Source organism: Streptosporangium amethystogenes subsp. fukuiense (genome assembly GCF_042665875.1).
Classification (GTDB): domain Bacteria; phylum Actinomycetota; class Actinomycetes; order Streptosporangiales; family Streptosporangiaceae; genus Streptosporangium; species Streptosporangium fukuiense.
This window is the reverse complement of record NZ_JBHTEE010000001.1, coordinates 6,731,608-6,758,169: the sequence shown is the minus strand read 5'-3', so window position 1 is coordinate 6,758,169 and position 26,562 is coordinate 6,731,608. Positions and strand designations below refer to the sequence as shown.

The window sequence follows — 26,562 nt, the reverse complement described above, 5'->3', positions numbered from 1 at the left end:
CGGATCAGCGGCCGGTCAGCTCCTTGGACGCCTCGGCGCTGGAGTCCTTGAGGAACTGGAAGCACCGCTCGGCCTCCTCCTTCTCCCCGATGCTCTGGGCGGCGCGGGCCAGTGCGTGCAGGCACCTCAGGAACCCCTGGTTGGGCAGATGCTCCCAGGGAATCGGGCCGTGTCCCTTCCAGCCCGCCCTGCGGAGCTGGTCCAGGCCCCGGTGGTAGCCGGTGCGGGCGAAGGCGTACGACGTCACGGCGTGTCCCGCCGCGAAGTACTCGTCCGCGAGTGCCGCCCAGGCGGTCGGATAGGCGGGGAAACGCGCGGCGACGTCGGACGGTTGGGCGCCGGATTCCAGCGCCTGTCGAGCTTCGGGCAGGTCCGGGAGCAGGGTGGGCGGCGGGCCGGCGAGAAGGTTCTCGTGCGATTCCATAGCGACAGTCCTATCTGGTGAACCCCCGCCAGGCCAAGATCGGCTCCCGGGGATTTTCAGGAGGCCGATCTCGTGACCTGACGGGGACCCTCCGAACATTGACCGGTTCTACCCGGACCAAGACGCTTTCCCTACCGAGAATTCCCGGTCCGTGTCGGCCGCCGGGTCATCAGGAGATCTTGGTGCCCGCCGACTTGAGGTTTTGGGCGGCCTCGACGATCCGCGCCGCCATCGAGGTCTCGGCGGCCTTGCCGTACGAACGGGGGTCGTACACCTTCTTGTTGCCGACGTCGCCGTCGACCTTGAGCACGCCGTCGTAGTTCCTGAACATGTGGTCGACGATCGGGCGGGTGAAGGCGTACTGCGTGTCGGTGTCGATGTTCATCTTCACCACGCCGTAGGCGATGGACTCGTGGATCTCCTCGAGCAGCGAGCCCGAGCCGCCGTGGAAGACCAGGTCGAACGGCTTCTCCTTGCCGTACTTGGCGCCCACCGCGTCCTGGATCTCCTTGAGCACGCCCGGCCGCAGCTTGACGTGGCCGGGCTTGTAGACGCCGTGCACGTTGCCGAAGGTCGCGGCGAGCATGTAGCGGCCGCGCTCGCCCAGGCCCAGGGCCTCGGCGGTCGCGAGGGCATCCTCGGGGGTGGTGTAGAGCTTCTCGTTGATCTCGCCGACGACGCCGTCCTCCTCGCCGCCGACGACGCCGATCTCCACCTCAAGAACGATCTTCGCGCGGGCCGTCTTCTCGATGAGCTCCCTGGCGATGTCCAGGTTCTCCTCCAGCGGCACGGCGGAGCCGTCCCACATGTGCGACTGGAAGAGGGGGTCCTCACCCCTGGCCACCCGCTCAAGGGAGATGTCGAGCAGCGGGCGCACGAAACCGTCCAGCTTGTCCTTGGGACAGTGGTCGGTGTGCAGGGCGATCGTCACGGGGTAGTTGGCCGCGACGACGCGGGCGTACTCCGCCAGCGCCACCGAGCCGGACACCATGTTCTTGACCGTGGTACCGGAGAGGAAGTCGGCGCCGCCGGTCGACACCTGGACGATGCCGTCGCTTTCCGCCTCGGCGAACCCTCTGAGCGCGGCGTTGAGGGTCTGTGACGAGGTCACGTTGATGGCCGGGTAGGCGAAACCTCCCGCCTTGGCCCGGTCGAGCATCTCGGCGTAGACCTCTGGGGTCGCGATGGGCATCGTGTCATCTCCTGGAGACGGCTGTGGGCAGCTGGCACGGGGCTATGAGGACATCGCCCATGGGCCAGTATTCCGGGTTCCTTCCCAACCGGATAGCTCCGCCACCACTTCGGGGCGTACGGATGTGCCCTCGGCATGGTTTCGGCGCCCACCGGTGGGAGATCTCCGGAGGACTTCTGGTGCTCGCCGGTACGGGATCTCCAGTATGACCTGGTTGGTTGTAGGGGATCTTCTAGGATTCCGGGGCTTCGAGGCTGATCCACCAGGCCTGTCGTGAAATATCCTCACGAACCGCTAATCTCCACAGTGTGGGACGCCACAGGTCTGACCCTATGGGTATCGCCCGCCTGGTCCTCGCCGGACTGGCGGCGCTGGCGCTCGTCGTCCTGATCGTGGTCGGCATTCTCTCGCTGATCGGCAGTCTCGGCTCCGGCGCCGAGCCGGACCCGTCGGCCGCGCCGGCCACCGGCGCGCCACCGGCGGACGTCTCTCCGACCGCCTCCGCCTCCGCCGAGCGGGTGCCGACGGTTCTCGTCGAGTGCCTGCGGGAGCACTGCCCCACGGTCTTCCTGAAGGTCACCGGGGGTGATGTGCTGCTCGACCGGGAGATGGCCGAGGGTGAGCAGTTCCAGTCCTTCGACCCCAAGGTCGACGTCGTGCTGGCCGACTCCGCCGCGGTCCGGGTCCAGGTGAACGGGGTCGTCCGTGCTCCTGGCGAGGCGGGGGAACGCCAGGAGTTCACGGTCTCCCGAAACCGGTAGTGCCCCGTGGATCCTCGCCGTGGCGAGGATCGGCAGGACGGCACCTCGCCAGGCGTGCCGCGGTGACCGAAACCGGGCCTTCCCGCGACAGGCCCGCCGGGCACCGGTCGATCCTCTACTCCAGGCCGAGGTCGGCCAGGGTGTAGGCGGTCCGGTACGGCAGCCCGGCGTCGGCGATCGCCTGGGAGGCTCCCCGGTCCACGATCGTGGCGACCGCCACGACCTCGGCACCCGCCGCCCGCAACGCCTCCACCGCGGTCAGCGGGGATCCGCCGGTCGTGGAGGTGTCCTCCACCGCCAGCACCCTCCGCCCCGCCACATCCGGCCCCTCGATCCGGCGCTGCATGCCATGGGCCTTCTGCGCCTTGCGCACCACGAACGCGTCGAGCGTCCTGCCCCGCGCGGCCGCCGCGTGCAGCATTGCGGTCGCCACCGGGTCGGCGCCCAGCGTCAGCCCGCCGACCGCCTCGTAGTCGAGATCCTCGGTGAGGTCCAGCATGACCCGCCCCACCAGCGGCGCCGCCTGCCCGTCGAGGGTCACCCGGCGCATGTCCACGTAGAAGTCGGCCTCTCTGCCCGAGGACAACACGACCTTGCCGTGCACCACACCCTTGCCCTTGATCTCTGCCAGCAGGTTCTCGCGATCGCTCATGGCACCAAGGTTAGGGCGGTCCGGAAGGCGGCCCGATCCGGGGCCACCGGGGAGCGGCGCCGATCCGGCCGCCGGATGGCAAAAGTGGGATCCGGGTTTACGCGCGGCGCGGACTACGGGATTATCCGGCAGGCAACTCTGGGTAATGGTGAGGTCACAATGAGTGTGAAAACATCTCAAGGCGACGCTGAACTGCTGGCCGCCGTCAGGAACGGCGACGTGGCCGCCTACCGGGTGCTCCAGCAGCGGCACGCTCCCGCGGCGTACGCGCTGGCCCGTCTGCTCCTCGGTGCCGAGAGCAGGGGCGAGAGCGGTGCCGAGAGCAGGGTCGAGGGCGTCGTCGAGGAGTCGTTCGCGGCGGTCCACCAGGTGATCGACCAGGGAGACGGTCCGGAGCAGGCGTTCCGCGTCCACCTGCTCACCGCCCTCCGCCGTACCGTCGGCGACACCGCGGGCGCGGCGGATCTGGAGGGCTCGCCGGTGGCCAGGGCCTTTTCGTCCATGCCGGAGAGGTGGCAGCTCGTCCTGTGGCACGCCGAGGTCGAGAGGGCCAGGCCCGACGACACCGGACTCCTGCTCGGCCTGACGGTGAACGGTGCGGCCGCGCTCGCCTACCGGGCGCGGGAGGGGATGCGCCAGGCGTGCCTGCGCATCCATCTGGCCGAGACGACCGCGCCCGAGTGCCGGCCCGCACTGGCCAGGCTGGGTCACCACATCCGTGGCGGCCTGACCAGGGAACAGAGCAGGATCGTGGACGAGCATCTGGAGGGCTGCTCGGGCTGCCGCGCGGTGCTCACGGAGCTGACCGGCATCGGCCGGAGCATCCGCTCCGTCATCGGCCCGCTCATCGTCGGTCCCGTGTTCCCCGCCTACCTGGTGGCGCTCGGCAGGATGGGCGTCACGACGGAGGGCGGACTGCCCGGCCGCTGGCGGCGGGCTCCCCGATCCGTGCGACGCGCCGTCGTGGCCGGTGCGGTCACCACCGCGGTCGCGATGGCGGCCGCGCTCGTACTGGTATCGGGCTCGGAGCCCGCGCCCCCGCCGAGCGCGGCCTCCGAGCCGATCGTCATGGCCCCGGCGCTCCCAGGTGTCGTACCGACGCCCTCCGGGCGGCCGAAGGCGTCCGGAGGTGAGAGCGGCGGGGCCGGCGCCGGCGAGCCGGCCGGGACCGGGCCGGGGCCGACGGGAACGGGGCAGGACGGCCGGGCGGGTTCCTGGCTCGCGCCCCGCCTGGTGGCCAGGATCGACGCGCTCGGTGCCCTGATCAGGTCCGAGGCCGGCATCGTGGCGGTGCGGCTGCGCAACGCGGGTCGTGGGCAGAGCGAGGAGGTCGTCGCCTACGTCGGGCTGCCGCGAGGCGTGACGCTGCCCTCCGGATCCCGCGGGGGACACTCCGTCGGTGCCGTCACGCCGGTCGGCACGGTCGACGGCTGGTCCTGCCGGGCGTGGCGGAGAGGTGCCCGGTGCGTCCGCGGCCCGCTGCCGGCGGGGCGGGCCACGGCGGTCTTCCTGAGAGTCCTGGTGTCGGACGACGCGGCCTACGGGGCGGTGCCCTCGGTCACGGTCTCCACGGCGGGGATGCGGGTGACCGCCAGGTCGCGCGGCGGCGTACGGGCGGAGGGCGCTCCGGCGCGGTTCGCCACCGACGGCCGGGTGGCCGTCTCCGCGATCGGCAACACCCTGCTGAGCTGCGCGCCCTCGGAGCCCGGGTGCGAGGCGGCCCGCTCGGGGCAGGGCAGCCGGCGCGACAACAACAGCTGGGAGATGCGTCCCCTCGATCGTGACGGGGATCCGTCGACGAGCTCCTCGAGCGCCGCCCGGCTCGTGCTGCCGGCGGCCGGCAAGGTGGTCTGGGCGGGGCTCTACTGGTCGGCGAGCGCGCCCCCCAGCGGGCGGATCAAGCTCAAGGTGCCGGGAGAGACGAAGTACCGGCAGGTCAGGGCCGCGCGGGTGGTGGAGCGAGAGCTGCCCGTGGGGCGGGGCTACCAGGCGTTCGCCGATGTGACACGGCTGCTGGGCAGGGCACGCGGGACGTACTGGGTGGCCGACGCCTCGACAAGGCCGGGCGTCTCGCGCCATGCCGGGTGGAGCCTGGTGATCATCGTGGCCGACCCGCGCAGGCCGTACAGCCAGACCGTCGTGGTCGACACCGCGACGGTGCTGGAGCGGGGGCATCGTTCGATGCGGATACCGCTCGGGGGTCTGACGCCCGCCGACGCGCCCGCGAAGGTGGCTCTGGTGACCTGGGAGGGTGACGCGGGCGTCGTGGGTGATCGGGTGAGGCTCGGTGGCCGGACCCTCAGGCCCGCCGGAGGGGGGCGGGACCCGCGCAATCCCTTCGACGGATCCGCCACCGGGGCGAGGGGCGCCCGCGCGACCTTCGGCACGGACGTGGACCGCTTCCGGGCACGCCTCGGCCGCGCCCCGGTGCTGGAACTCGGCACGCACCAGGACGTCCTGCTTTTCGGTGCGGCGGCGGTGAGCGTGCGGGCCGCCTCGTAGGCGCCTTCGAGAAGGCCGGGCCTCCGTACGGCGGACGCGATGCGGGACTTCGGAGACGGATGGCGTATAGCACCCTGCGGAGGGGGTTGACGAACGGGACAAACTGGTACGGTCTGCGTAAACGGTCCGGCGTATGGTCGAGCGCGGGTGGAATCGTCGGGATTCACCCTCGGACGGTCAGCCGCTTGATTACCCTGAGGAAGGGCCGTCTGTCTGGGCTCTTTCGGGCTTGTCTGAGCCAGAGGATCGGGCCACGTAGGAAGGGCGGTGTCAGGTGGATCGTTGCGCGCTGTTCGTGGACGCCGGTTACCTGCTGTCCGACGGCGCGATGGCGGTGCACGGAACCCGCCACCGCGAGGCGGTCTCCTGGGATTACCCGGGGCTGCTCCAACTGCTCAACAAGCTGTCGAGAGAGCGTACCGGCCTGCCGCTGCTCCGCTGTTACTGGTACGAGGCGACGGTGGAGGGACGGCGCACTCCCGAGCACGACACGCTGGCCGACATCCCCGGTCTCAAGCTCCGCCTGTCGCGCATCCGCCCCGGGCGCCGCGAGGGTGTCGACGCCCAGGTTCACCGTGACCTGATGACGCTGGCCCGCAACGGCGCGGTCTGCGACGCGGTCGTGGTCAGTGGCGACGAGGACCTGGCGCAGGTCGTCTGCGACGCCCAGGATCTGGGTATCCGGGTCACCGTGGTGCACATCAGCGCCGACGGCAGCTGGGCCGTCTCCCGCACGCTCCGCCAGGAGTGCGACGACCTGATCGAGGTCGGTGCCGGCCAGTTGCGGCCGCACGTCAGCCTGATCGGCGACGAGGCGCCTCCCCTGGCGGTCAACGGCCACCAGCACGGTACCAACGGCCACCCCGTCGCGACTCGCGGCGGCAACGGTCCCCCGGTGGCCGGCCCGGCCACCAGCCCGGTCCCCGCGGTCCAGGCATCCCGCGCGGCGCATGCCCAGCACGCGCTGCCCTCCGCCTATCCGAGCTACCCCCAGGAGTCCCCGGCGACCCCGGTCACACCGGCCGCGGCCGTCCCGGCCGCCTCGCCCCCCCAGGCACCGCCGCTCTCACCCGCTCCCACGCCGTCGCACGCGGCCGCCAACGGCTCGACCGGCCCGCTGCCGTCCGCCCCGCAGTACTCGCTGGGCAACACCGGCGGCATGCCGAGTTACCAGGCGTCGCAGATGGGCGCCTACACCGGCCCTCAGCCGGCCCCCGTGCCGACGCAGAGCACCGGGAACGGTGCCGCGACGACCCTCTCCGACGCGGTGAAGGCCGCGCACAAGGAAGGCCACGACTTCGGCGAGTCCGTCGCCAAGGACGCCCCCGCCCTGTGGCTGGAGGCGGTTCTCGCCCGTAAGCCCCGGATGCCCTCGGACCTGGAGGCACGGCTGCTCCAGGGCTCCTCGCTGCCGATCGACTTCCTCCTGCACGACGAGGTCCGCCACGCCCTGCGCCGCGGCTTCTGGGACGCCCTGGAGCGCGCCCGCCGCTGAGGTTCGCGCTCCGCCACCCCGGTCAGGTGAGGGCGTCGAAGCCGGCGCGCAGGTGGCTGAGGCGGCTGGTCAGGTCGGATATCGGGCCTACGAGGCCGGGGGAGCCGTTCTTGCGCGCCAGCTCGGTGACCCGGGCGAGCTCGTTCTCGACCGCGGTCAGGCGCTTGGACAGCTCGGGCAGCACGGTCGCCTGCTCGTCCGCCTCGCCGGGCGGTAGCTCGGCGGAGAGGCGGTCGCGGAGCATGGCGGCCTGCTCGGCCATCCTGCGGTTCATGTTGTAGAGCTCCACGAACACCGCGACCTTGGCCCGGAGCACCCACGGGTCGAAAGGCTTGGTGAGGTAGTCGACGGCGCCCGCCGCGTAGCTGCGGAAGGCGTAGTCGGGCGCGCTGTCGACCACGGTGAGGAAGATGATCGGGATGTTACGGGTGCGCTCGCGACGCTTGATGTGGGCCGCCGTCTCGAACCCGTCCATGCCCGGCATCCGGACATCGAGCAGGATCAGCGCGAACTCCGTGCCGAGCAGGGCCTTCAGCGCCTCCTCCCCGGACTTCGCCCGGACCGGCACCAGATCGAGTGAGCTGAGGATGGCTTCCAGCGCGATCAGATTCTCCTCTCGGTCGTCCACCAGGAGGATCTTGGCTCTGTCAGGCATCGATCACACGCCTTCGTCGGAGTCACCGGTCGGCTTGCCCCTGGTCAGCCAGCCGCGTAGCCGTTCCAGCAGGCGGTCGACGTCTACGGGCTTGGGCACGTAGTCGGAGGCGCCGGATGCGATGCTCTTCTCCCGGTCGCCTCGCATGACCTTAGCGGTCAGCGCGATGATCGGCAGGTCCGCGAACTGGGGCATCCGGCGGATCGCCGAGGTGGTGGCCCAGCCGTCCATCTCCGGCATCATGATGTCCATCAGGACGAGGGCGACGTCCTCGTTACGTTCCAACTGCTCGATGCCCTCGCGGCCGTTCTCCGCGTAGATCACCGTGGAGCCGTAGCGTTCGAGCACGCTGGTCAGTGCGAACACGTTGCGGATGTCGTCGTCCACGATCAGGATCTTCGCCCCGGTCAGCGGGTCTTCGCCCTTCCACGGCTTGCCCTCGCCCTGCGGGGGGAAGTGCGGCAGGGGCATGTCGTCGCCCCGCGCCAGCTCCGGCAGGTCGTCGGAGCCTTCGAGCACGCCGATGAGCGCCGGGTTGCGGGGGGAGGAACTGGGGGCGCTCGCCCCGCCGTCACGTGAGGCCAGCGGGCCGCCGTAGGACGGCGGCAGGTAGAGGGTGAAGGTGCTGCCCTCGCCGACCTTGCTGATCACGTGGATCTCGCCGCCGAGCAGGCGGGCGATCTCGCGGCAGATGGACAGGCCCAGACCCGTCCCGCCGTACTTCCGGCTGGTGGTGCCGTCGGCCTGGCGGAACGCCTCGAAGATGACCTCCAGCTTGTCCGACGCGATCCCGATGCCGGTGTCGACCACCTCGAAGGCCAGGATGCCGTCGGCACCGCGCAGGGTGTCGTCCACGAAGGCGACGGAGCGACCGGCGTGGATCACGCGCAGCCGTACCTCACCCTTGGGGGTGAACTTGATCGCGTTGGAGAGCAGGTTGCGCAGTACCTGCTGGAGGCGCTGCTCGTCGGTGCGGAGTTCCTGTGGGATCGACGGGTCGACCTCGACGGTGAACGACAGGCCCTTGTCCTGGGCCAGCGGGGCGAAGGTGGCCTCGAAGTAGTCGACGAGCTTGGGCAGGGAGATCTGCTGGGGATGGATGTCCATCCGCCCCGCCTCGACCTTCGACAGGTCGAGGATGTCGTTGATCAGTTGGAGCAGGGCCGACCCGGCACCGTGGATCGTCCTGGCGAACTCCACCTGCTGGGCGGTGAGGTTGCCGTCGGCGTTCTCGGTGAGCAGCTTGGCCAGCACGAGGAGGCTGTTCAGCGGGGTGCGCAGCTCGTGGGACATGTTGGCGAGGAACTCGGACTTGTAGCGCGAGGAGACCGCGAGCTGCTCGGCGCGCTCCTCCAGCGTGCGCCGGGCCTGTTCGATCTGGAAGTTCTGGATCTCGATGGCCCGGTTCTGCTTGGCCAGCAGCGCCGCCTTGTCCTCCAGTTCGGCGTTGGAGCGGCGCAGCTCCTCCTGCTGGCGCTGGAGCTCGTCGGAACGCTCCCGCAGCTCGGTGGTGAGACGCTGCGACTCGGTCAGCAGGTCCTCGGTACGGGAGTTGGCGATGATCGTGTTCATCGTGACACCGATGGTCTCGACGAGCTGGTTCAGGAAGTCGTGGTGGATCTCGCTGAACTCGCTGAACGAGGCCAGCTCCAGCACGCCGAGCACCTGGGTCTCGAACAGCACCGGCAGCACGACGATCTGCGCGGGCGTGGAGGTGCTGAGACCGCTGTCGACGGTCAGGTAGCGGGCGGGCACGTTGCCGAGGATGATCCCCCTGCCCTCCAGCGCGGCCTGGCCCACGATGCCCTCGCCGGTGGCGAACCGCTGCCGGGGGCCGCTGCCGGAGCGTACGCCGTATCCGGCGATGAGGTGCAGGTCGTGGTCGCCGGTGGGTTCGGCGAGGTAGAAGGCGCCGTAGTGGGCCGACACCAGCGGGGTCAGCTCGCTCATGATGAGCTTGGCGACCTCCATCAGGTCGCGATGGCCCTGCATGAGGCGGGAGATCCTGGCCAGGTTGGACTTCAGCCAGTCCTGTTCCTGGTTGGCGGTGGTGGTGTCGCGCAGCACCGCCACCATCATGTTGATGTTGTCCTTCAGCTCGCCGATCTCGCCCTCGGCGTCGACGGTGATGGAGCGGGTCAGGTCACCGGTGGCGACGGCGGTGGTGACCTCGGCGATGGCACGCACCTGGGTGGTGAGACGCGCGGCGAGTTCGTTGACGTTCTCGGTGAGGCGCTTCCAGATGCCCTCGGCGCCTTCGACCCGGGCCTGGCCGCCGAGCTGGCCCTCGGAGCCGACCTCGCGGGCGACGCGGGTGACCTCGGAGGCGAAGGAGGAGAGCTGGTCGACCATGGTGTTGATGGTGGTCTTCAGGGCGAGGATCTCGCCCTGGGCATTCACGTCGATCTTGCGGGTCAGGTTGCCGGACGCGACGGCGGTGGTGACCTCGGCGATGTTGCGGACCTGGTAGGTCAGGTTGTTGGCCATGGAGTTGACGTTGTCGGTGAGGTCCTTCCAGACGCCGGAGACGCCGCGGACCCGGGCCTGGCCGCCGAGCTGGCCCTCGGTGCCGACCTCGCGGGCGACGCGGGTGACCTCGTCGGCGAACATCGACAGCTGGTCGACCATGGTGTTGAGGGTGTCCTTGAGTTGGAGGATCTCCCCCTGGGCGTCCGCGGTGATCTTCTTGGACAGGTTGCCCTGGGCCACCGCCGTGGACACCGCGGCGATCTGACGCACCTGGGTGGTCAGGTTGTTGGCCATCACGTTGACGTTGTCGGTGAGGTCCTTCCAGGTGCCGGAGACACCGGGCACCTGCGCCTGGCCGCCGAGCTGGCCCTCGGAACCGACCTCGCGGGCGACCCGGCTCACCTCGGAGGCGAAGGAGGAGAGCTGGTCGACCATGGTGTTGATGGTGGTCTTCAGGGCGAGGATCTCGCCCTGGGCGTTCACGTCGATCTTGCGGGTCAGGTCGCCGTTGGCGACGGCGGTGGTGACCTCGGCGATGTTGCGGACCTGGTAGGTCAGGTTGTTGGCCATGGAGTTGACGTTGTCGGTGAGGTCCTTCCAGACGCCGGAGACGCCGCGGACCCGGGCCTGGCCGCCGAGCTGGCCCTCGGTGCCGACCTCGCGGGCGACGCGGGTGACCTCGTCGGCGAACATCGACAGCTGGTCGACCATGGTGTTGAGGGTGTCCTTGAGTTGGAGGATCTCCCCCTGGGCGTCCGCGGTGATCTTCTTGGACAGGTCGCCCTGGGCCACCGCCGTGGACACCGCGGCGATCGCCCGGACCTGGGTGGTCAGGTTGCCCGCCATCACGTTGACGTTGTCGGTGAGGTCCTTCCAGACGCCGGAGACGCCGCGCACCTGCGCCTGGCCGCCGAGCTGGCCCTCGGTGCCGACCTCGCGGGCGACGCGGGTGACCTCCTCGGCGAACGCCAGCAGCTGGTCGACCATGGTGTTGACGGTGTTCTTCAGCTCGAACATCTCGCCGACCGCGTCGACGGTGACCTTGCGGCTCAGGTCGCCCCGTGCGACTCCGGTGGTCACCGCCGCGATGTCGCGGACCTGCGCCGAGACGCGACTGGACATGGTGTTGACGGCCTCGGTGAGGTCGCGCCAGCTTCCCGCCATCCCACGCACCTGCGCCTGGCCGCCGAGCTGGCCCTCGGTGCCGACCTCGCGAGCGACGCGGGTGACCTCGGAGGTGAACAGCGACAGCTGGTCGACCATGCCGTTGATCGCCTTGCCGAGGCGGCGCACCTCACCTCTGGCAGCGCGGTCGAGGTCGATCCGGCGGGACAGGTCGCCCTTGGCCACCGCGTCGATCACGTCCGCCGCTCCGCTGACCGGGCCGACGAGCGCGTCGATCAGCGAGTTGACCGAGTCGACGCTCTCGGCCCACGAGCCGACTCCGGGACCCGGGGTGAGACGCTCGGCGAAACGGCCTTCCTTCACCACCTCACGGCGGACCCTGTGCAGTTCGTTGGCCAGATGCTCGCGGCGGTCGGCCACCTCGTTGAGCAGCAGCCGGATCTCGCTGAGGATTCCCGGCGGGGCGTGTGGCACCCGGCGGCGGAAATCGCCATCGCGCCAGGTGATGAGTGTCTGCAGGATCGGTCGTAGATCCGATTCGCTGTAACGTCGCTCCTCGACGTCGGGCACGGTGTTGACCGTGGTCATATGACCTCCTTGACTCCCGGGGGCGCAGCCGTGAGTCACCCCAGTCTGTCACGGTGCGCAATGTGTAGTCCCACCTTCGATTCACCCCATGTCAACGAGAAGTGTGGTAGTCACGGAATAGTGACCAGTGCTCCTCGCGCCGTTCTGGCGGCGACCTTCACCCCAGGACACACGGCTGTCCCCGCCGTCAGGCGGTTCACCGTGGAGGTGATGACCGCCTGGGCGGCCGTCTCCGTGCTCGCGGCCGCCGAGCGGCTGGCGGCCGAGCTTTCCTCGCAGGTGGGAGACGCCCCCTTCGAGGTCGTCTGGAACCACCTGGGCGACGGGCTGCAGATCGAGGTACGCCAGCAATGGGCCCCCGAACCGAGCCCCTCCGCCCCGTCCGTACCGGTGGAGGAGTGGGGTGTCACCTTCGCCGGTCAGCAGCGCACGCACTGGGCCAGGCTCCGGCTGCCCGGTTCCTCCGGGCGGCCGTCCTCGGAGTGGACCGCCGAGGAGCCCAGCCGCGGGCCGATCTGGATGGGTTTTCTCGCCGACGCCAGCGATCTGCTGGCGGGCACCCTCGATCCCGACATGGTGCCCGCGATCATCTCGCAGATCGTGGTGCCGAGGCTGGCCACCTGGTGTGCCGTCTACACATGGAGCAACGGCGGCGGTCCGCAGCGTCCAGCCTACCTCTGGCACACCGATGAGCGGCGCATCGACGAGCTCCGGGAGGAACTCGCCGCCGTCCAGATCCCGCAGGCCGGTGGTTCCATGCAGCTCGCCGACTCGCAGGTGCTGGTCATCCCGCTTCTCGCGCGCGGGCGCACGCTGGGCGCGATGTGCCTTGGACGCCCCGACCGGTTCACCGAGGACGTGCTCCAGTACGCCGAGGACATCGGCCGCCGCGCCGCCCTCGCCCTGGACAACGCCCTGCTGTACGCCACTCAGGCGGCGGCCAACCGGGCGCTCCAGCGCAGCCTGCTCCCTCCCGACGAGCCCGGCGAGATCCCCGGCCTCGACCCCGCGGTGGTCTACGAGCCGGCGGGGGAGACCAACGAGGTCGGCGGCGACTTCTACGACCTGTTCGCGGCCGGCGGCAAATCCTGGCGGTTCGCGGTGGGCGACGTCTGCGGGACCGGCCCGGAGGCCGCCGCGGTCACCGGCCTGGCCCGCCACACCCTGCGCCTGCTCGCCCGGGAGGGGTACGGTGTGGCCGCCGTCCTCGACCGCCTCAACCAGGCCATCCTCGAGGAGGGCGACCGTGCCCGGTTCCTGACGCTGCTGCACGGGGAGATCACGCCCGGGCCGAGCGGTCTGAACGTGTCGATGGTCTCCGCCGGCCACCCGGAGGCGCTGCGGTTGCGACCCAGCGGCGTCGTGGAGACGGTGGTGACCTCCCAGTCGCTGCTCGGCGTCTTCCCCGAGGCGACCTTCAAGGCGGAGGTCGTCCACCTCGACCCCGGCGACGTGCTCCTCGCGGTGACCGACGGGGTCACCGAGCGCCGCAGGGACGGGCGGCTGCTCGACGACGACGCGGGTCTGGCCAAGCTGCTCGCCGAGTGCGTCGGCCTGTCGGCGCGGGCGGTCGCCGAGCGGATCCGCCGCGCCGTCCAGGACTTCGCCCCCGAGCCGAGCGCCGACGACATGGCGATCGTGGTGTTGCGAGCACGCTGACAGGGCCCTCGCCACTGGATCCGCGCCACGGCGGGACCCGTCGGGCAGGGGCTAGACGTCGGTCTTCACGTGTCTGCGGGCGAAGTCCAGCTGCGCCGACATCTGCGCGATGCGCTCGGAGACGACCAGTGAGCCGTGGCCCGCGTCGTACCGGTAGACCTCGTGCTCGTGGCCGCGCCCGGCGAGCCTGGCCACGTACGCCTCGATCTGCCCGATCGGGCAGCGCGGATCGTTCTCTCCGGCGAGGATCAGCAGCGGCGCCTCGACCTGGTCGACGTAGGTGATCGGGGAGCTGCCCGCGTATCGCTCGGGCTGTTCCTCCGGTGAGCCGCCGAGCAGCGCGCGGTGGTAGGAGCGCAGCGCCTCCGCCTCCTCCGCGTAGGCGGCCGAGTGGTCGGCGATCGGCACCGTGGCGATGCCCGCCGCCCACATCTTGGGCTGGGTGCCCAGACCGAGCAGCGTGAGGTAGCCACCCCAGGAGGCGCCGGACAGCACCAGCCGGTCGGGGTCGCAGACGCCGCGGTCGACCAGGGTGTCCCTGACGGCGGTCACGTCGGCCAGCTCGATGTGCCCGACGTCGCCGCTGAGGGCGTTCCGCCAGTTCGAGCCGTACCCGGTGGAGCCCCGGTAGTTGACCCTTACGACCGCGAAGCCGAGGTCCACCCAGGCGGCCACCTGCGGCACGAAGGAGTCGTCGTCCTGCGAGGTGGGTCCGCCGTGCAGCAGGAAGACGGTGGGGAAGGGGCCGGAGCCGCGCTCGGGGCGCGAGACCAGGGCGTGGATGCGGCCGCCGGGTCCCTCCACGTCCACGTCCTCGACCGGGACCGACGGTGGCGAGGTGGGGCCGCCGTGGCTCATCACCATGTGGCCGTTGGTCGACCGGATCAGCGGTGGGTGTGCCCCGCTGGACCAGGCGTACTCGACGGAGCCGTCCGGGCGGGGCGCGGCGGCGTCGATCACGCCGTGCTGGGTCTCGATCGGGAAGAAGCCGCCCCCGGGAAGGTCGTAGCGGCTCAGGTGGGTGCGGCCGCGGTGACCCCGCACGACGAGCAGCGAACGGCCGTCGCCGTACCAGTCGGCGGTGATCTCCCCCGGGTCGCGCAGCCAGATCTCCCGCTGGTCGCCGGTCTCGGGATCCCAGACGAGGGGTTCGCGGCGGCCCCTGCGCTCGTGCAGGGTGAGCAGCCTGCGATCTCCGGACAGCGGTGCGAAGCGCAGGCCGGAAACCGCCTTGCCGGGACCGTCGTACAGGTCGCCGACGACCTGGCCGTGGCGCCGGAGCACGCGCAGCGCGGGGTGCCGGGCGTCGCCGTGCTCGCTGTGGCTGATCGCGATCAGTGAGCCGTCCAGGGAGACGGCGGAGACGGAGGCGGCCTCGGCGTGCTCGTAGATCGTCCGAGCGGGCTCACCCGGCCTGACGAGGTGGATGGTGAAGCCGCGGCCGGGCCTGGCCATGCCGACGACCGCCTCACCGGTCGCCGAGAGCCCGAGGCCGCAGGGGAAACCGGGGTCGAGGTCGATCGGCTCGTCGGGGCCACCGTAGAAGGGCTGGCGCATCCACCGGCCCCACTCGTCGCCGTCGGTGTCGTCGAACCACCAGATCCACTGCCCGGTGGGGTCGAGCGCGCCGTGTGAGGTGCCCTTGGGACGTGAGGTCACCTGGCGGGTCGAGCCGCCCGCGCGGTCCCAGGCGTAGACCTCCCACGCCCCCGAGGCGTTGCTGCGGTAGACGGACCGGCTGGGAGCCCGGACCGCCCACACAGGCAGCGTCGCGCGCGGCGCGCGGAACCTGGCCTGCCAGCGTTCCTCCGCCTTCATAGGGCGCTTCCCTCCGTCAAGGCGTCAGCTTCACGCGTTCAGTCGCGGGCTCGCCGGATTGCGGTCCAGTATGTCGTCTTCATCGGGTAATTGCTTGAGTAATGTCCGGGAATTTCGGACTAAATGTCACATCAGTAACAGGCGTCCCGAAGGTGGCTGTCAAGCACACGGCTTGCTCAGGAGCGGCGCTTAAAGATAGACATGCGGAAAGAAGCCTGCACAGGGCTCATTTCACGAAGTCCTTGGATCTTTCTCCGGATAACTTCCGTATCCATGTGCCAGGCGCTGGGCCCCATTCCCACGACCGCCTCGACCGCGTCGTGCCCCAGGGTCATCTCGAACTCATGGATGCTCCGGTCGGTCTCGACGAAGTGTTCGCTCAGGCTCTCCGCCATCCGTCGCTCCTTCGATTCGTCCACCGACAGAAGTCCCAGCCGCTCCACCAGTGGTACGAGGTGCCGCGAGGTGGGTGTGACGACGACAAGCTCACCGTCACCCCTGAGCACTCGGGCGAACTCTGCCCCGTTTCTTGGGGCAAACACATTCAGAAGCACATCTATGGTGCCATCTCTCAGCGGCAGTGGTCTCCAGACGTCGGCCACCACCGCCCCCAGCCGGGGGTGCGCCCGCGCGGCCCGCCTGATCGCGTGCTTGGAGACGTCCAGCGCCACTCCGACGGCCCCCGGCAGCTCGCCGAGCACCCGAGCCAGGTAGTGGCCCGTCCCGGCTCCGGCGTCCGCCACCGCCTTCGCGCCGGTAGGGCAGGCGCCGGCGATCGCTTCGGCAAGGGGGGTGTAGTGACCGGCGCCGAGGAAGGTGTCCCTGGCCGCCACCATGGCCGCGCTGTCGGCCGTCCCGGGCACCCGCGACCCGGTCAGCAGGCTGACGTATCCCTGCCTGGCCACGTCGAAGCCGTGCCCCAGGGCGCACCCGAGGACCCGGTCGTGAAGGGCCAGGGCGCCTCCGCAGACCGGGCAGGCGAGGTGTTCGACGACATCGTCCAGCATCGCTCCATCATCTCGCGTTCCGCCGCAGCTGAATTGTCATGAAATGTTCCTATGATGCGAGCGGTGTCCCCTCATGACGAGGGCGGGTACCACTCGATCGAACAGGAGGGCGAATGGTTCATCGGCCGATAACGGTGGCCGGGGTCGAGGTGTTCCCGCTGTGTGACGCGGTGGGGCCGATGGGCGATTCGATCCGGCGCCCGATGCGGGAGATGTTCCCCGGCGGCCGCCACGGTGAGCCGGACGAGTGGATCCTGCACTTTCACTGCTACCTGCTGCGCGACGCGGCGGGCCGTACGGTGCTCGTCGACACGGGCATCGGCCCCAGCGACTCGCCCGCGTCGAGCTGGGCGCCGGTGCCCGGCGCGCTGGGCGCGGAGCTGGCCCGGGTGGGGACGGCCCCCGAGGAGGTGGAGGCCGTGGTCATCACGCACCTGCACAGCGACCACGCGGGCGGGGCGGTGCTCGCGGGGGCACCGGCCTTCCCCAACGCCCGGTACGTCCTGCAGCGCGCGGAGATCGACGCGGCGGCCGAGACGGTCCTGGACCACGTCGTCCGGCCGCTGGGCGAGCGGGTGCAGGCCGTGGACGGCGGCGCGGAGGTGCTGCCGGGCGTCCGGGTGCTGCTCGCGCCGGGGCACACCCCCGGCCATCAGGTCGTCCAGCTCGGTGATCTGCTGCTGACCGGCGACCTGGTGCTGCATCCGGTGCAACTGGAGAACCCGCGGGTGACCTACCTCTACGACGACGACCCCGAGCTGGCCGCGGCCACCCGGGTGGAGCTGCTCGACCGGGTCAGGGCGGAGCGGGGAATGATCGGCACGGCCCACTTCGCCGAGCCCTTCACCCGGATCGTCTGACGGGAGACAGCCGGCCCTACGCGCTCGCTCGGGCGGCGGAGAGCAGGCGGCGCGCCTTGCCCCGGTAGCGGATGACCTGGACGGCACCCAGGGCCCAGATCGGATACTGCGTGGCGAACGCCCATCGGAAGGCCTCCGGGCCGCTCCCGCCCACCAGGTCGAGGGTGACGCCGATCAAAACGATCACCGACACGGACGCGACGAAGCCGCCGCCGTTCACTATGCCGGTGGCCACGCCGATCCGGGTGGCCGGGTTGAAGGTCCTGGCGTAGTCGAAGCCGATCATCGACCCGGGGCCGTTGGCCGCCAGCACCACCACCAGCGCCACCAGCAGCCAGAGCGGTGCCCGCCCCGGCCAGACCAGCACGGCGGTCCACGCCCCGGCGGTGGTGCCGATCACGACGAGCACCATCCGGGAGCGGTGGAAGGGGAACCGCCCGGCGAGGTAGCCGAGCAGCGGCCCGCACACCATGCCGCACAGGGTCAGCGTGGACAGCAGCACACCCGCCGTCGAGGGGGGCAGCCCCTGGCCCTGGACCAGGAAGGGATACCCCCACAGCATCAGGAAGGCCGCGGCCGAGCACTGGGTGGCCGCGTGGGTCCACATGCCCAGCCGGGTGCCGGGCTCGGCCCAGGCGGCCTTCAGGCCCGGCGACTCCCCGGTACGCTCGGGGCGGGCATCGCGCACCACCGTGACCAGCAGGAACGCGGAGACCACGCCCAGCACGGCGGCGCCCATGAAGGTCGGCGTCCAGCCGTAGGTGTGCAGGGAGTGGATGAGGGGCACCGCGGAGGCGATCGCGCCGAGCTGGCCGATCAGGCCGGTGAGCTGGACCATCAGCGGGTTGTGGCGGGCCGGGAAGGAGAGGCCGACCAGCCGGATCACGCTGATGAACGTCATCGCGTCCCCGCAGCCGATCAACGTCCGCCCGGCGACCCCCGGCAGCAGGCCTTCGGCCAGGGCGAAGACGAGTTCGCCGCAGGCCATCACCACGGCCCCCAGAACCAGCATGCGCTTGGAACCGAGCCGGTCGACCAGCATCCCGACGGGCACCTGCATGCTCGCGTAGACCAGCAGCTGGCACATGGCCAGCACCGAGAGCCCCGTCGCGCCGACGTCGAGCCTCGCCGCCGCCTCGATGCCCGCCACGCCCAGTGACTGCCGGTGGAAGACGGCGATGACGTAGGCCAGTACGCCCACGGCCCAGATGAGAATCGCGGTGGACCGTGGTGTCATACGGCAAATATTACTTTTTGGGAATTTTACGGATTTGAGTGGGTCGCCGAACGTCGGCGGAGGTCGCGCGGGCCGCGGGATCAGCGGCGCGGGTAGCGGATGAGCAGGCCGGCCTGGACATCCTGGTCGCCGAGGGCGGCGTAGCTGTGCGGAACGTCCGAGCGCCAGGAGATGTGCTCGCCGGGACCGGCCCGCAGGGGGGCGTCGGCCGGTCCCGCGCTGAGCGTGCCGGCGAAGACGGTCACGTGCTCGGTGACGCCCTCGTGGTGCGCCGGCGAGACCTGTGGCGTCCCGGTGCGGATCACCAGCCGGTAGAGCTCGTAGGTGACCTCCGCGTCCTCGAAGACCTGGAGCAGCGTCCCCTCCGTCGCTGTCCCGTGGAAGACCCGGTGGTCGCTCCCGCCGGGGACGGTGGCCGGGTCCTCCGGCGTCGAGGCGGCGAAGGCCGCGGTGATGGGGACGCCGAGCTCTGCGGTGATCGCCCAGAGGGTTTCCAGCGTGGGGTTGCGGGTGCCGTTCTCCAGGCCGGAGAGCGTGGCCTTGCCGACACCGGCGTCGCGGGCGAGGGCGGACAGGGAGATACCGCGCTCTTCGCGCAGTCGGCGGATCCGCCGCCCGATGTCGGCCATGTCGCCGTCCACGGCGGGGCGGGGGCGTTGTGCTTCGGAGTCCATGGGGCTATCGTGCAGCACCAGACTTGTTCCGTTTACGGAACGATCGGCACCCCCTCGTGTGAGGACCGACAGATGACACGCCTGCTTCAACCCGTGCTGGCCGGGGCGGTGACCGCGGTGGTCGGTTTCGCCGGCTCCTTCGCCGTGGTCCTGGCCGGGCTCAGGGCGGTGGGCGCCGACCAGCGACAGGCGGCGTCAGGGCTGCTCGCGCTCTGCGTGGCCAGCGGCGTGCTGGCCGTCTGGCTGGGAGTGCGGCGGCGGGTCCCGATCGTCATCGCCTGGTCCACGCCCGGGGCGGCGCTACTGGTCGCGACCGGCACCGTGGAGGGCGGGTTCCCCGTCGCGGTCGGCGCGTTCGCGGTCTCGGGGCTCCTCCTCACCGCGGCCGGGCTCTTCCCCACCCTGGGCCGATGGATCGCGTCCATCCCCACCCCGATCGCCGGTGCCATGCTCGCCGGGGTCCTGCTCGACCTGTGCGTGGCGCCGGTCAGGGCGCTCGCCGAGGTACCGCTGATGGCGGGCCCCGCCGTTCTCGCCTGGGCGTTGCTGAGCAGGTTCGCCCGAGGATGGGCGACCCCGGTGGCCCTCCTCGTCGCCGTCGCGGCGATCGCCTTGACCGGGTCGGGGCCGGGAGCGGTGGACGTGCGGCCGGTAGTGGAGGTGACCGTCCCGTCCTGGAACGCCCAGGCGCTGGTCAGCATCGCGCTCCCGCTTTTCCTGGTCACCATGGCCTCGCAGAACGTGCCGGGCATGGCGGTCCTCGCCGGGTACGGCTACCGCCCCCCGCTGCGGGGGATCCTCGTCTCCACCGGTCTGGCGAGCACACTGGGCGCTCCACTGGGCGGCCACGCGGTGAACCTGGCGGCGATCAGCGCCGCCCTGGCCGCCGGGCCCGACGGCGACCCCGACCCGGCCCGCCGGTGGATCGCCTCGGTCAGCGCGGGCGCTTCGATGATCCTCCTCGGGATCGGCTCGGGACCGGCCACGGCGCTCGCCCTGCTCTCCCCGTCGTCGCTCATCGAGGCCGTCGCCGGTCTCGCCCTGCTCGGCGCGTTCGCCTCGGCCGTCACCTCCGCGGTCGCCGACCCCGGGGGCAGGGAGGCCGCGATCGTCACCTTCGTGGTCACCGCCTCGGGGCTGACGCTTCTGGGAGTCGGCGCCGCCTTCTGGGGACTCGTGGCCGGCGGGCTCATGACGCTGCTGCACCGCCGCGGGAGGTCCCCCCGAACCCCGCCGGCCGCGGCCATGGCGAACGTCGGCGGTGGCGACGGCGGTCCGGACACGCCTCAGCCGAAGCGGCCCGCGGGCCGCCCCGGCTGAGGGGAGACGTGACTAGCGGTGGTCCGAGCGCCCGTGGCGACCGGCCACGAGCTGGTCGGTGGAGGGCTGGCGGGGCACCTCGACCCGGGGGTGGGGCGCGGTGTCCTCGGCGCGGTCGTCGACGCCGTCACGGTCACGGTCGACCACGGGAGTCGCAGGAGCCGTGGGAGTGGCGGGAGCCGGGGGAGTCTTGGCAGCGGCGGGGGTCGCTTCGAGCTTGCGCTCCAGTTCCCGCTTCTCCTCCTCCAGGCGGGTGACACGGTCACGAGCCTCCGCGCGCGAGGCACGGAGCCTGCGCCGGTGCGCGGACGAGCGCCGCATCCCGGCGAACATGATTCCCAGGCCGAGCAGGAGAACCGCTCCGGTGGCCACACCCGCGAAGAAGAGCTCCAGCTGGGTGAGCTGGATCACGCGGTCGAACATGGTGAACGTCGCGGTGGTGGTCGATGCTGCGGTCTCGTCCCAGGAGACCGCGATCACGGTCGCACCCGCGAGTACGATCAAGAGAAGTCCCAGCACTATCATGTGACCTCACCTCAGGCTTCGGCTGTTGTGGTATGCACTGCTGCCCCGGGCGCGCGGGATTATTCATTCGAATCCCCGTGGCCGCCGGGGAATGCGGCGGATCGGCCGCCGGAAGACGCCACGGCGTCGGCGCCGTCACCACCGGGGGACGGGAGATCCGGTTCCCCCGGCCGGGATGAGGTCTGAAGATGTGGATCCGACGGGGATTCCAGGTCCGTCAACGCAGGTCTAGGGTGGGCGCCCATGGACCGTACCCGCCTGTACCGCAACGGGGTTCTGGAAGCCGAGGGTTTTCCCATCGACGACGTCTCCGAGCACGTGGGGGACACCTCGGCCGTCGTCTGGTTCGACCTCTGCTCGCCCACGCAGGCGGACCTGGCGAAGATCAGCGAGGAGTTGGGCCTCCACCCCCTTGCCGTCGAGGACGCGATCCACAGTCAGCAGCGCCCCAAGCTCGACACCTACGACAGCCACCTGTTCATCACCGTCTACGCGACGAGGCTCGCGGAGGATGAGCTCGACTTCATCGAGATCTCGATCTTCATGACCAGGAACGCCCTGGTCACCGTGAGGGAGAGCTCCGAGTTCGACATCGACGAGGTGATCAGGCGCTGGGACGCCAACGCCGACATGGCCAAGTTCGGGGCACCGTATCTGCTGCACGCCCTGCTCGACCACATCGTGGACGGCCACTTCGAGGTTCTCCAGGTGGTGGACGACCGGGTCGAGGAACTGGAGGACGACCTCTTCCAGAACAACTCCCGGGACATGCAGCACGTCCAGCGCCGGACCTTCGACACGCACAAGAAGCTGGTGCGCCTCCGGCGGCTGGCGGTGCCGACGCGCGAGGTCGTGGGCAGCCTGCTGCGCAGGGGCGAGGACATCATGGACCGTGGGCTGACCCCGTACTACCAGGACGTCTACGACCACACACTGCGCACCGCGGAGTGGAGCGAGTCGCTGCGGGATCTGGTGGGCAACATCCGCGAGGCCCAGGTGAACCAGCAGGGATTCCGGCTCAACGACATCATGAAGAAGATCACAAGCTGGGCGGCCATCATCGCGGTACCCACGATGATCACCGGCTTCTACGGGCAGAACGTGCCCTACCCCGGCTTCGGGCAGCCGGTCGGGTTCTGGGTGTCCACGGCCCTGATCGTCGTGGGCACCATCCTGCTCTACCGGGCGTTCCAGAAGCGTAACTGGCTCTGATCCGGCCGGACCCCGTGCCCACTCCGGATATTCGGCCGGCCGTAACCTGGCTTCGGGGAGGGGACCGGCCGCCGGAGACCACGCTGTGCCTCTCCCCGGCTGTGCCCGCAACCGTGGAGGACCCGTGACGCGCATCCTCGTCGTCGATGACGAGCCTCAGCTCCTGCGGGCGCTGAGGATCAACCTGGTCGCCCGCCGGTACGAGGTGGCCGTGGCCGCCGACGGCGCCGCCGCCCTGCGCCAGGCCGCGGATTGGCACCCCGACCTGGTGGTGCTCGACCTCGGCCTGCCCGACATGGACGGGGTGGACGTCATCCACGGGTTGCGCGGCTGGACCGCCGTCCCGATCATCGTGCTGTCCGGCCGGGCCGAGGGCCGTGACAAGGTGGAGGCCCTGGACGCGGGCGCGGACGACTACGTCACCAAGCCGTTCGGCGTCGACGAGCTGCTCGCCCGGATCCGCGCGGTGTCGCGCCGCGTCTCGGTTCCCGAGGAGGAGCCGGCCCGGTGCGTGATCGGTGAGCACGAGGTGGATCTGGCGGGCAGGACCGTCTCGGGTGGCGTGCGGCTGACCCCCACCGAGTGGCGCCTGCTGGAGATACTGGTCCGCAACCCCGGCAAGCTCATCACCCAGCGCCGCCTGCTGAACGACGTCTGGGGCTCCTCCTACCACAAGGAGACCAACTACCTGCGTCAGTACATGGCCCAGATGCGCAAGAAACTGGAGCGCGATCCCGCACACCCGGTCCATCTGCTCACCGAGCCGGGCATGGGCTACCGCTTCCAGCCCTGACCGGCCGGGTCTCAACCCGCGGACACTCCCGTGTCAACCAACCGATTCCCGGGAATCGGTCAAGAATGGGCCGGTAGATCCTTCTGGAGGCACGGGTGGGCGCGCGGGGGGTGGTCGCCGTGGTGCTGGGCGCCGCGATGCTCTTCTCACTGTCGACGCACGACGACACGCGTGCGAGGGCCGCGCCGGCGAGGGTCGTGCCACTGGACAACCCGGACGGTCTGCGACCCGGGCTGGCACCCGTCAGGTCGGCCGGTGACCGGAGCGCCGCGGTCAGGTTGATCAGCGGGCTCCGGGTCGGGCGGATGGGGTCGAAGGCCGGTTACAGCCGGGCCAGGTTCGGTGCGAACTGGGCCGACACCGCCAGTGGCGTGCCGTACGCGCGCAACGGCTGCCGTACCCGCGACGACCTGCTGGCCCGCGACGGCGAGGAGGTGCGCTACCGTCGCGGATCCGGCTGCGTGGTCGTCTCCATGCGGCTGCGCGATCCCTACACCGGCCGGATCGTGCACTGGAGCAAGAAGCGCTCCGACGAGATCCAGGTCGACCACGTGGTCCCGCTCTCCTACGAGTGGCGGATGGGGGCCTCCCGCTGGTCGCGGTCCAAGCGGATGCGCATCGCCAACGACCCGCTCAATCTCCTCCCGGTGTACGGGGACGCCAACGAGGCCAAGGGCGGATCGGGGCCGGCCTCCTGGCTTCCCCCCAGGCGCGGGGTCCGCTGCGCCTACGTGGTCCGTTTCGCCCAGGTGGCCCTGAAGTACCACCTGCCGGTCACCCGTGCCGACAAGAGGGTCATGCTCGCCCAGTGCCGGTGACCTCCGGTGGACCGATCGGAAGCGGTCGCGCGGTGAGATCTTCTATCCTTTGGAACCGACACCGGTCACCTTCGGAGCCGTCCCTTCACCGTCTTTCCAGCCGGTCGCCGGCCGCCTCTGGAGCCGATCCCGACCAGCAGGCGAAGGAACACTCCCGTGACCTCTCCGGCACTCTCGGCACTGACCATCGACGAGCTGACCGCCCAGCGGGACGCCGCCCAGCGGGACTACGACGCACTGGTGCGGCGCGGTCTCTCCCTCGACCTCACGCGCGGCAAGCCGTCGGCGCGCCAGCTCGACCTCTCCGAGGCCCTGCTGGACCTGCCCGGCGGCCACACCGCCGCGGACGGCACCGACTGCCGGAACTACGGCGGCCTCCAGGGCCTGGCCGAGCTCCGGGAGATCTTCAGCGGGCCCCTGCAGGTGCCCGCCGCCCAGCTCGTCGCCGCGGACAACTCCAGCCTCTCGCTGATGCACGACTCGATAGTGCACGCCCTGCTCGGCACGCTGCCCGGCGCCGAGCGCCGCTGGGCCGACGAGCCGCGGGTCGCTTTTCTGTGCCCGGTTCCCGGTTACGACCGCCACTTCGCCCTGTGCGAGCGGTTCGGCATCGAGCTGATCGGTGTGCCGATGAACGCCGAGGGTCCGGACATGGACGTCGTGGAGCGTCTCGTGCGGGAAGACCCCCAGGTCAAGGGCATCTGGTGTGTGCCCAAGTACAGCAATCCCAGCGGCGTCTCCTACGGCGACGAGACGGTGCGGAGGCTGGCCGCCATGCCGGCCGCGGCCCCGGACTTCCGGATCTTCTGGGACAACGCCTACGCCGTGCACCACCTCACCGACACCCCGGCGGAGATCGCCGACATCCTGGCGCTGTGCGCGGAGAGCGGCAACCCCGACCGCGTCTTCGTCTTCGGCTCCACCTCGAAGGTCACCTTCGCCGGTTCCGGCGTCTCCTTCTTCGGCTCTTCCCCGGCCAACGTGGCCTGGCTGCTCGGACACACCGCCAAGCGCACCATCGGCCCTGACAAGATCAACCACCTCCGCCACGTGGAGTTCCTCCGCGACGCCGACGGCCTGGCCGAGCACATGCGCCGGCACCGGGAGCTGCTCCGGCCGAAGTTCGACGTGGTCGAGGCGATCCTCGCCAAGGAACTGGGCGGCACCGGCCTGGCGACCTGGTCCACCCCCTCGGGCGGCTACTTCATCAGCCTGGACGTGCTGGAGGGCTGCGCGCGCGAGGTGGTGAGGCGGGCCGGTGAGGCGGGCATCGCGCTGACCCCCGCGGGCGCCACCCACCCGTACGGGAACGACCCCCGCGACAGCACCATCCGCATCGCCCCCACCTACCCCGAGCCGGAGGAACTGGAGTCGGCCATCCTGGGCCTGACCACCTGCGTGCGCCTCGTCGCCACCGAGAAGCTCCTGGCCGGAGCCCGCTAGGAGTCGAGGCGGATTCCGCGTCCGGCGGTGATGCCGACGAACGTCGCACCGCGTTCGCGAGAACTCCTTCGATTCCCGGCGGCTAGCTGGACTCCCTGACCACGAGCTGGGTCGGGAGGATCACCGGGGCGGCGTCCTCGCCTCGTAGCAGGCCGAGCAGCAGGCGGGCGGAGGCGGCGGCCTGCTCGCCCATCGGGCTGCGCACCGTGGTGAGCGGGGGGTCGGTGTAGAGTGCCGCCTCGATGTCGTCGAACCCCACCACCGCCACGTCGTCGGGCACCCGCCGGCCCGCCCGGCGCAGCGCCCGCATGGCGCCGATCGCCATCAGGTCGTTGGCGGCGAACACCGCGTCCAGCGCGGGGTCGTCCTCCAGCAGCTGCGCCATGGCCTCGGCTCCGGAGATCCGGGTGAAGTCGCCGATGGCCACGATCGAGCGCCGCCCGGTCTCGCTCAGCACCTCGCGGTAGGCGCCCAGTCGGTCCTGGGCCGCGGACATGTCCAGCGGCCCGCTGATGGTGGCGATCCTGCGCCGCCCTCGTTCCAGCAGGTGCCGCACCGCCTGGGCGGCGCCGCCGACGTTGTCGTTGTCGACCCAGGGCGCGGCTCCCCAAAAGGCGGGCCTGCCATGTGAGACGAGCGGGACGCCCGTCGTGGCGAGCGCGGCCGGCAGCGGGTCGGCGCCGTGCATCGACACGAGCATGACCGCGTCCACGTGCCGGGCGGCCACGAACTGCCTGGCCCGCACGCGGGCGTCATCCGAGCCCGCGAGCATGAGCACCACCTGCTTGCCCGCCGCCTCGAACTCGCGGCTGGCCGCGCGCACGACCGTGGAGAACATCGGGTCGTCGGAGACGAGCCCGGCCGGCGGGTCAGAGACGATCACCGCGATGGAGTCGGTACGCCGGGTCACCAGGCTGCGCGCCGCCGGGTTGGGGACGTAGCCCAGCTCGTTCACCGCCCGCATGACCAGATCGCGGATGTCCGAGGCGACGGTCGGCTCGCCGTTCACCACCCTGGAGACCGTCGACTTGGACACGCCGGCCCGGGTGGCGACAGCCTCCAGGGTGGGTCGTCTCATGTGCCTCTCCCACAGTCCGTACCGCCGACCGACCGGTGGTGCCGGAACGTGCGGTGCCACCTCCAAGAAGCCTAATCGAGGATCATGAAGAGAGCGCTCCCTCACAAAGGGTGATGAGGGGTGAGATTTCTGTCAATGACGCGAACGGAATCGGATTCCCCCTCCCGCGGGCCTGCGGAGGAATCCGAGAAAACGCTCCCAGGAAAAGATCCTCTTAATCGCAGCTCACAGCGTCGTGTAACGGTACAAACGGTT

General features: G+C 70.6%; 21 protein-coding genes. 10 read left to right on the top strand and 11 right to left on the bottom strand.

Going from position 1 to position 26,562, the window contains the following annotated elements:
- Positions 1 to 4: 4 nt before the first annotated feature.
- Positions 5 to 424 (bottom strand): DUF3151 domain-containing protein, encoded by a 420-nt coding sequence (locus tag ACFQVD_RS29595; protein WP_030916144.1) that lies wholly within the window; start codon positions 422 to 424, stop codon positions 5 to 7.
- 169 nt (positions 425 to 593) lie between these two features.
- Entirely contained in the window at positions 594 to 1,616 is a 1,023-nt protein-coding gene (gene fbaA, locus ACFQVD_RS29590) for a class II fructose-bisphosphate aldolase (protein WP_343961644.1), read from the bottom strand.
- Positions 1,617 to 1,948: 332 nt separating this feature from the next.
- Here fbaA and ACFQVD_RS29585 point away from each other — a divergent pair, with 332 nt between their 5' ends.
- Positions 1,949 to 2,377 (top strand): hypothetical protein, encoded by a 429-nt coding sequence (locus ACFQVD_RS29585; protein ID WP_343961647.1) that lies wholly within the window; start codon positions 1,949 to 1,951, stop codon positions 2,375 to 2,377.
- 115 nt (positions 2,378 to 2,492) lie between these two features.
- Here ACFQVD_RS29585 and pyrE read toward each other — a convergent pair whose 3' ends face one another.
- Complete coding sequence (gene pyrE / locus ACFQVD_RS29580; protein WP_343961649.1) at positions 2,493 to 3,029, bottom strand: orotate phosphoribosyltransferase; 537 nt, start codon at positions 3,027 to 3,029, stop codon at positions 2,493 to 2,495.
- Between the two features lie 165 nt (positions 3,030 to 3,194).
- Here pyrE and ACFQVD_RS29575 point away from each other — a divergent pair, with 165 nt between their 5' ends.
- Positions 3,195 to 5,531 (top strand): zf-HC2 domain-containing protein, encoded by a 2,337-nt coding sequence (locus ACFQVD_RS29575; protein ID WP_343961651.1) that lies wholly within the window; start codon positions 3,195 to 3,197, stop codon positions 5,529 to 5,531.
- 274 nt (positions 5,532 to 5,805) lie between these two features.
- The gene (locus ACFQVD_RS29570) at positions 5,806 to 7,026 is read left to right on the top strand and encodes an NYN domain-containing protein (protein ID WP_343961653.1); all 1,221 of its coding nucleotides are present in this window, start codon (positions 5,806 to 5,808) and stop codon (positions 7,024 to 7,026) included.
- A gap of 22 nt (positions 7,027 to 7,048) precedes the next feature.
- Here ACFQVD_RS29570 and ACFQVD_RS29565 read toward each other — a convergent pair whose 3' ends face one another.
- Both ACFQVD_RS29565 and ACFQVD_RS29560 read right to left on the bottom strand, forming a co-directional pair.
- A complete protein-coding gene (locus ACFQVD_RS29565; protein WP_343961657.1) occupies positions 7,049 to 7,681 on the bottom strand; it encodes a response regulator in 633 nt (210 codons plus the stop codon).
- Positions 7,682 to 7,684: 3 nt separating this feature from the next.
- The gene (locus ACFQVD_RS29560) at positions 7,685 to 11,863 is read right to left on the bottom strand and encodes a HAMP domain-containing protein (protein WP_364219893.1); all 4,179 of its coding nucleotides are present in this window, start codon (positions 11,861 to 11,863) and stop codon (positions 7,685 to 7,687) included.
- A 210-nt stretch (positions 11,864 to 12,073) separates the two neighbouring features.
- On the opposite strand from ACFQVD_RS29560, the gene ACFQVD_RS29555 reads away from it, so the two are divergent.
- Complete coding sequence (locus ACFQVD_RS29555) at positions 12,074 to 13,522, top strand: PP2C family protein-serine/threonine phosphatase (protein ID WP_343961659.1); 1,449 nt, start codon at positions 12,074 to 12,076, stop codon at positions 13,520 to 13,522.
- Between the two features lie 51 nt (positions 13,523 to 13,573).
- Here ACFQVD_RS29555 and ACFQVD_RS29550 read toward each other — a convergent pair whose 3' ends face one another.
- A complete protein-coding gene (locus ACFQVD_RS29550) occupies positions 13,574 to 15,340 on the bottom strand; it encodes a S9 family peptidase (RefSeq protein WP_343961661.1) in 1,767 nt (588 codons plus the stop codon).
- A 176-nt stretch (positions 15,341 to 15,516) separates the two neighbouring features.
- Positions 15,517 to 16,347, bottom strand: coding sequence for a putative RNA methyltransferase (locus ACFQVD_RS29545; protein WP_343961663.1), 831 nt, complete (start codon positions 16,345 to 16,347; stop codon positions 15,517 to 15,519).
- A gap of 113 nt (positions 16,348 to 16,460) precedes the next feature.
- On the opposite strand from ACFQVD_RS29545, the gene ACFQVD_RS29540 reads away from it, so the two are divergent.
- Positions 16,461 to 17,207, top strand: coding sequence for an MBL fold metallo-hydrolase (locus ACFQVD_RS29540; protein WP_343961666.1), 747 nt, complete (start codon positions 16,461 to 16,463; stop codon positions 17,205 to 17,207).
- Between the two features lie 16 nt (positions 17,208 to 17,223).
- Here the strand turns inward: ACFQVD_RS29540 and ACFQVD_RS29535 are convergent, their stop codons facing one another.
- Entirely contained in the window at positions 17,224 to 18,444 is a 1,221-nt protein-coding gene (locus ACFQVD_RS29535; RefSeq protein WP_343961669.1) for an MFS transporter, read from the bottom strand.
- An 80-nt stretch (positions 18,445 to 18,524) separates the two neighbouring features.
- The gene (locus tag ACFQVD_RS29530) at positions 18,525 to 19,118 is read right to left on the bottom strand and encodes a helix-turn-helix domain-containing protein (protein WP_343961671.1); all 594 of its coding nucleotides are present in this window, start codon (positions 19,116 to 19,118) and stop codon (positions 18,525 to 18,527) included.
- 72 nt (positions 19,119 to 19,190) lie between these two features.
- Between ACFQVD_RS29530 and ACFQVD_RS29525 the strand changes: the two genes are divergently transcribed.
- Entirely contained in the window at positions 19,191 to 20,438 is a 1,248-nt protein-coding gene (locus tag ACFQVD_RS29525) for a benzoate/H(+) symporter BenE family transporter (RefSeq protein ID WP_343961673.1), read from the top strand.
- 12 nt (positions 20,439 to 20,450) lie between these two features.
- On the opposite strand, the gene ACFQVD_RS29520 is transcribed toward ACFQVD_RS29525, so the two are convergent.
- Entirely contained in the window at positions 20,451 to 20,942 is a 492-nt protein-coding gene (locus tag ACFQVD_RS29520) for a hypothetical protein (RefSeq protein ID WP_343961675.1), read from the bottom strand.
- Positions 20,943 to 21,206: 264 nt separating this feature from the next.
- Between ACFQVD_RS29520 and ACFQVD_RS29515 the strand changes: the two genes are divergently transcribed.
- From ACFQVD_RS29515 to ACFQVD_RS29500, 4 genes are all read left to right on the top strand, one after another.
- Positions 21,207 to 22,175: a magnesium transporter CorA family protein gene (locus ACFQVD_RS29515; RefSeq protein WP_343961677.1), complete on the top strand. Its 969-nt coding sequence runs from the start codon at positions 21,207 to 21,209 to the stop codon at positions 22,173 to 22,175.
- Between the two features lie 124 nt (positions 22,176 to 22,299).
- On the top strand, positions 22,300 to 22,968 hold the full coding sequence (locus ACFQVD_RS29510; RefSeq protein WP_343961679.1) for a response regulator: 669 nt from the start codon (positions 22,300 to 22,302) through the stop codon (positions 22,966 to 22,968).
- A 95-nt stretch (positions 22,969 to 23,063) separates the two neighbouring features.
- Positions 23,064 to 23,786 carry an HNH endonuclease family protein gene (locus ACFQVD_RS29505; RefSeq protein WP_343961681.1) on the top strand — a complete coding sequence of 241 codons (723 nt, stop codon included), beginning with the start codon at positions 23,064 to 23,066 and terminating at the stop codon, positions 23,784 to 23,786.
- 156 nt (positions 23,787 to 23,942) lie between these two features.
- Entirely contained in the window at positions 23,943 to 25,229 is a 1,287-nt protein-coding gene (locus ACFQVD_RS29500) for an aminotransferase class I/II-fold pyridoxal phosphate-dependent enzyme (RefSeq protein ID WP_343961683.1), read from the top strand.
- Between the two features lie 82 nt (positions 25,230 to 25,311).
- On the opposite strand, the gene ACFQVD_RS29495 is transcribed toward ACFQVD_RS29500, so the two are convergent.
- Positions 25,312 to 26,307 carry a LacI family DNA-binding transcriptional regulator gene (locus ACFQVD_RS29495; RefSeq protein WP_343961685.1) on the bottom strand — a complete coding sequence of 332 codons (996 nt, stop codon included), beginning with the start codon at positions 26,305 to 26,307 and terminating at the stop codon, positions 25,312 to 25,314.
- Positions 26,308 to 26,562: the final 255 nt, after the last annotated feature.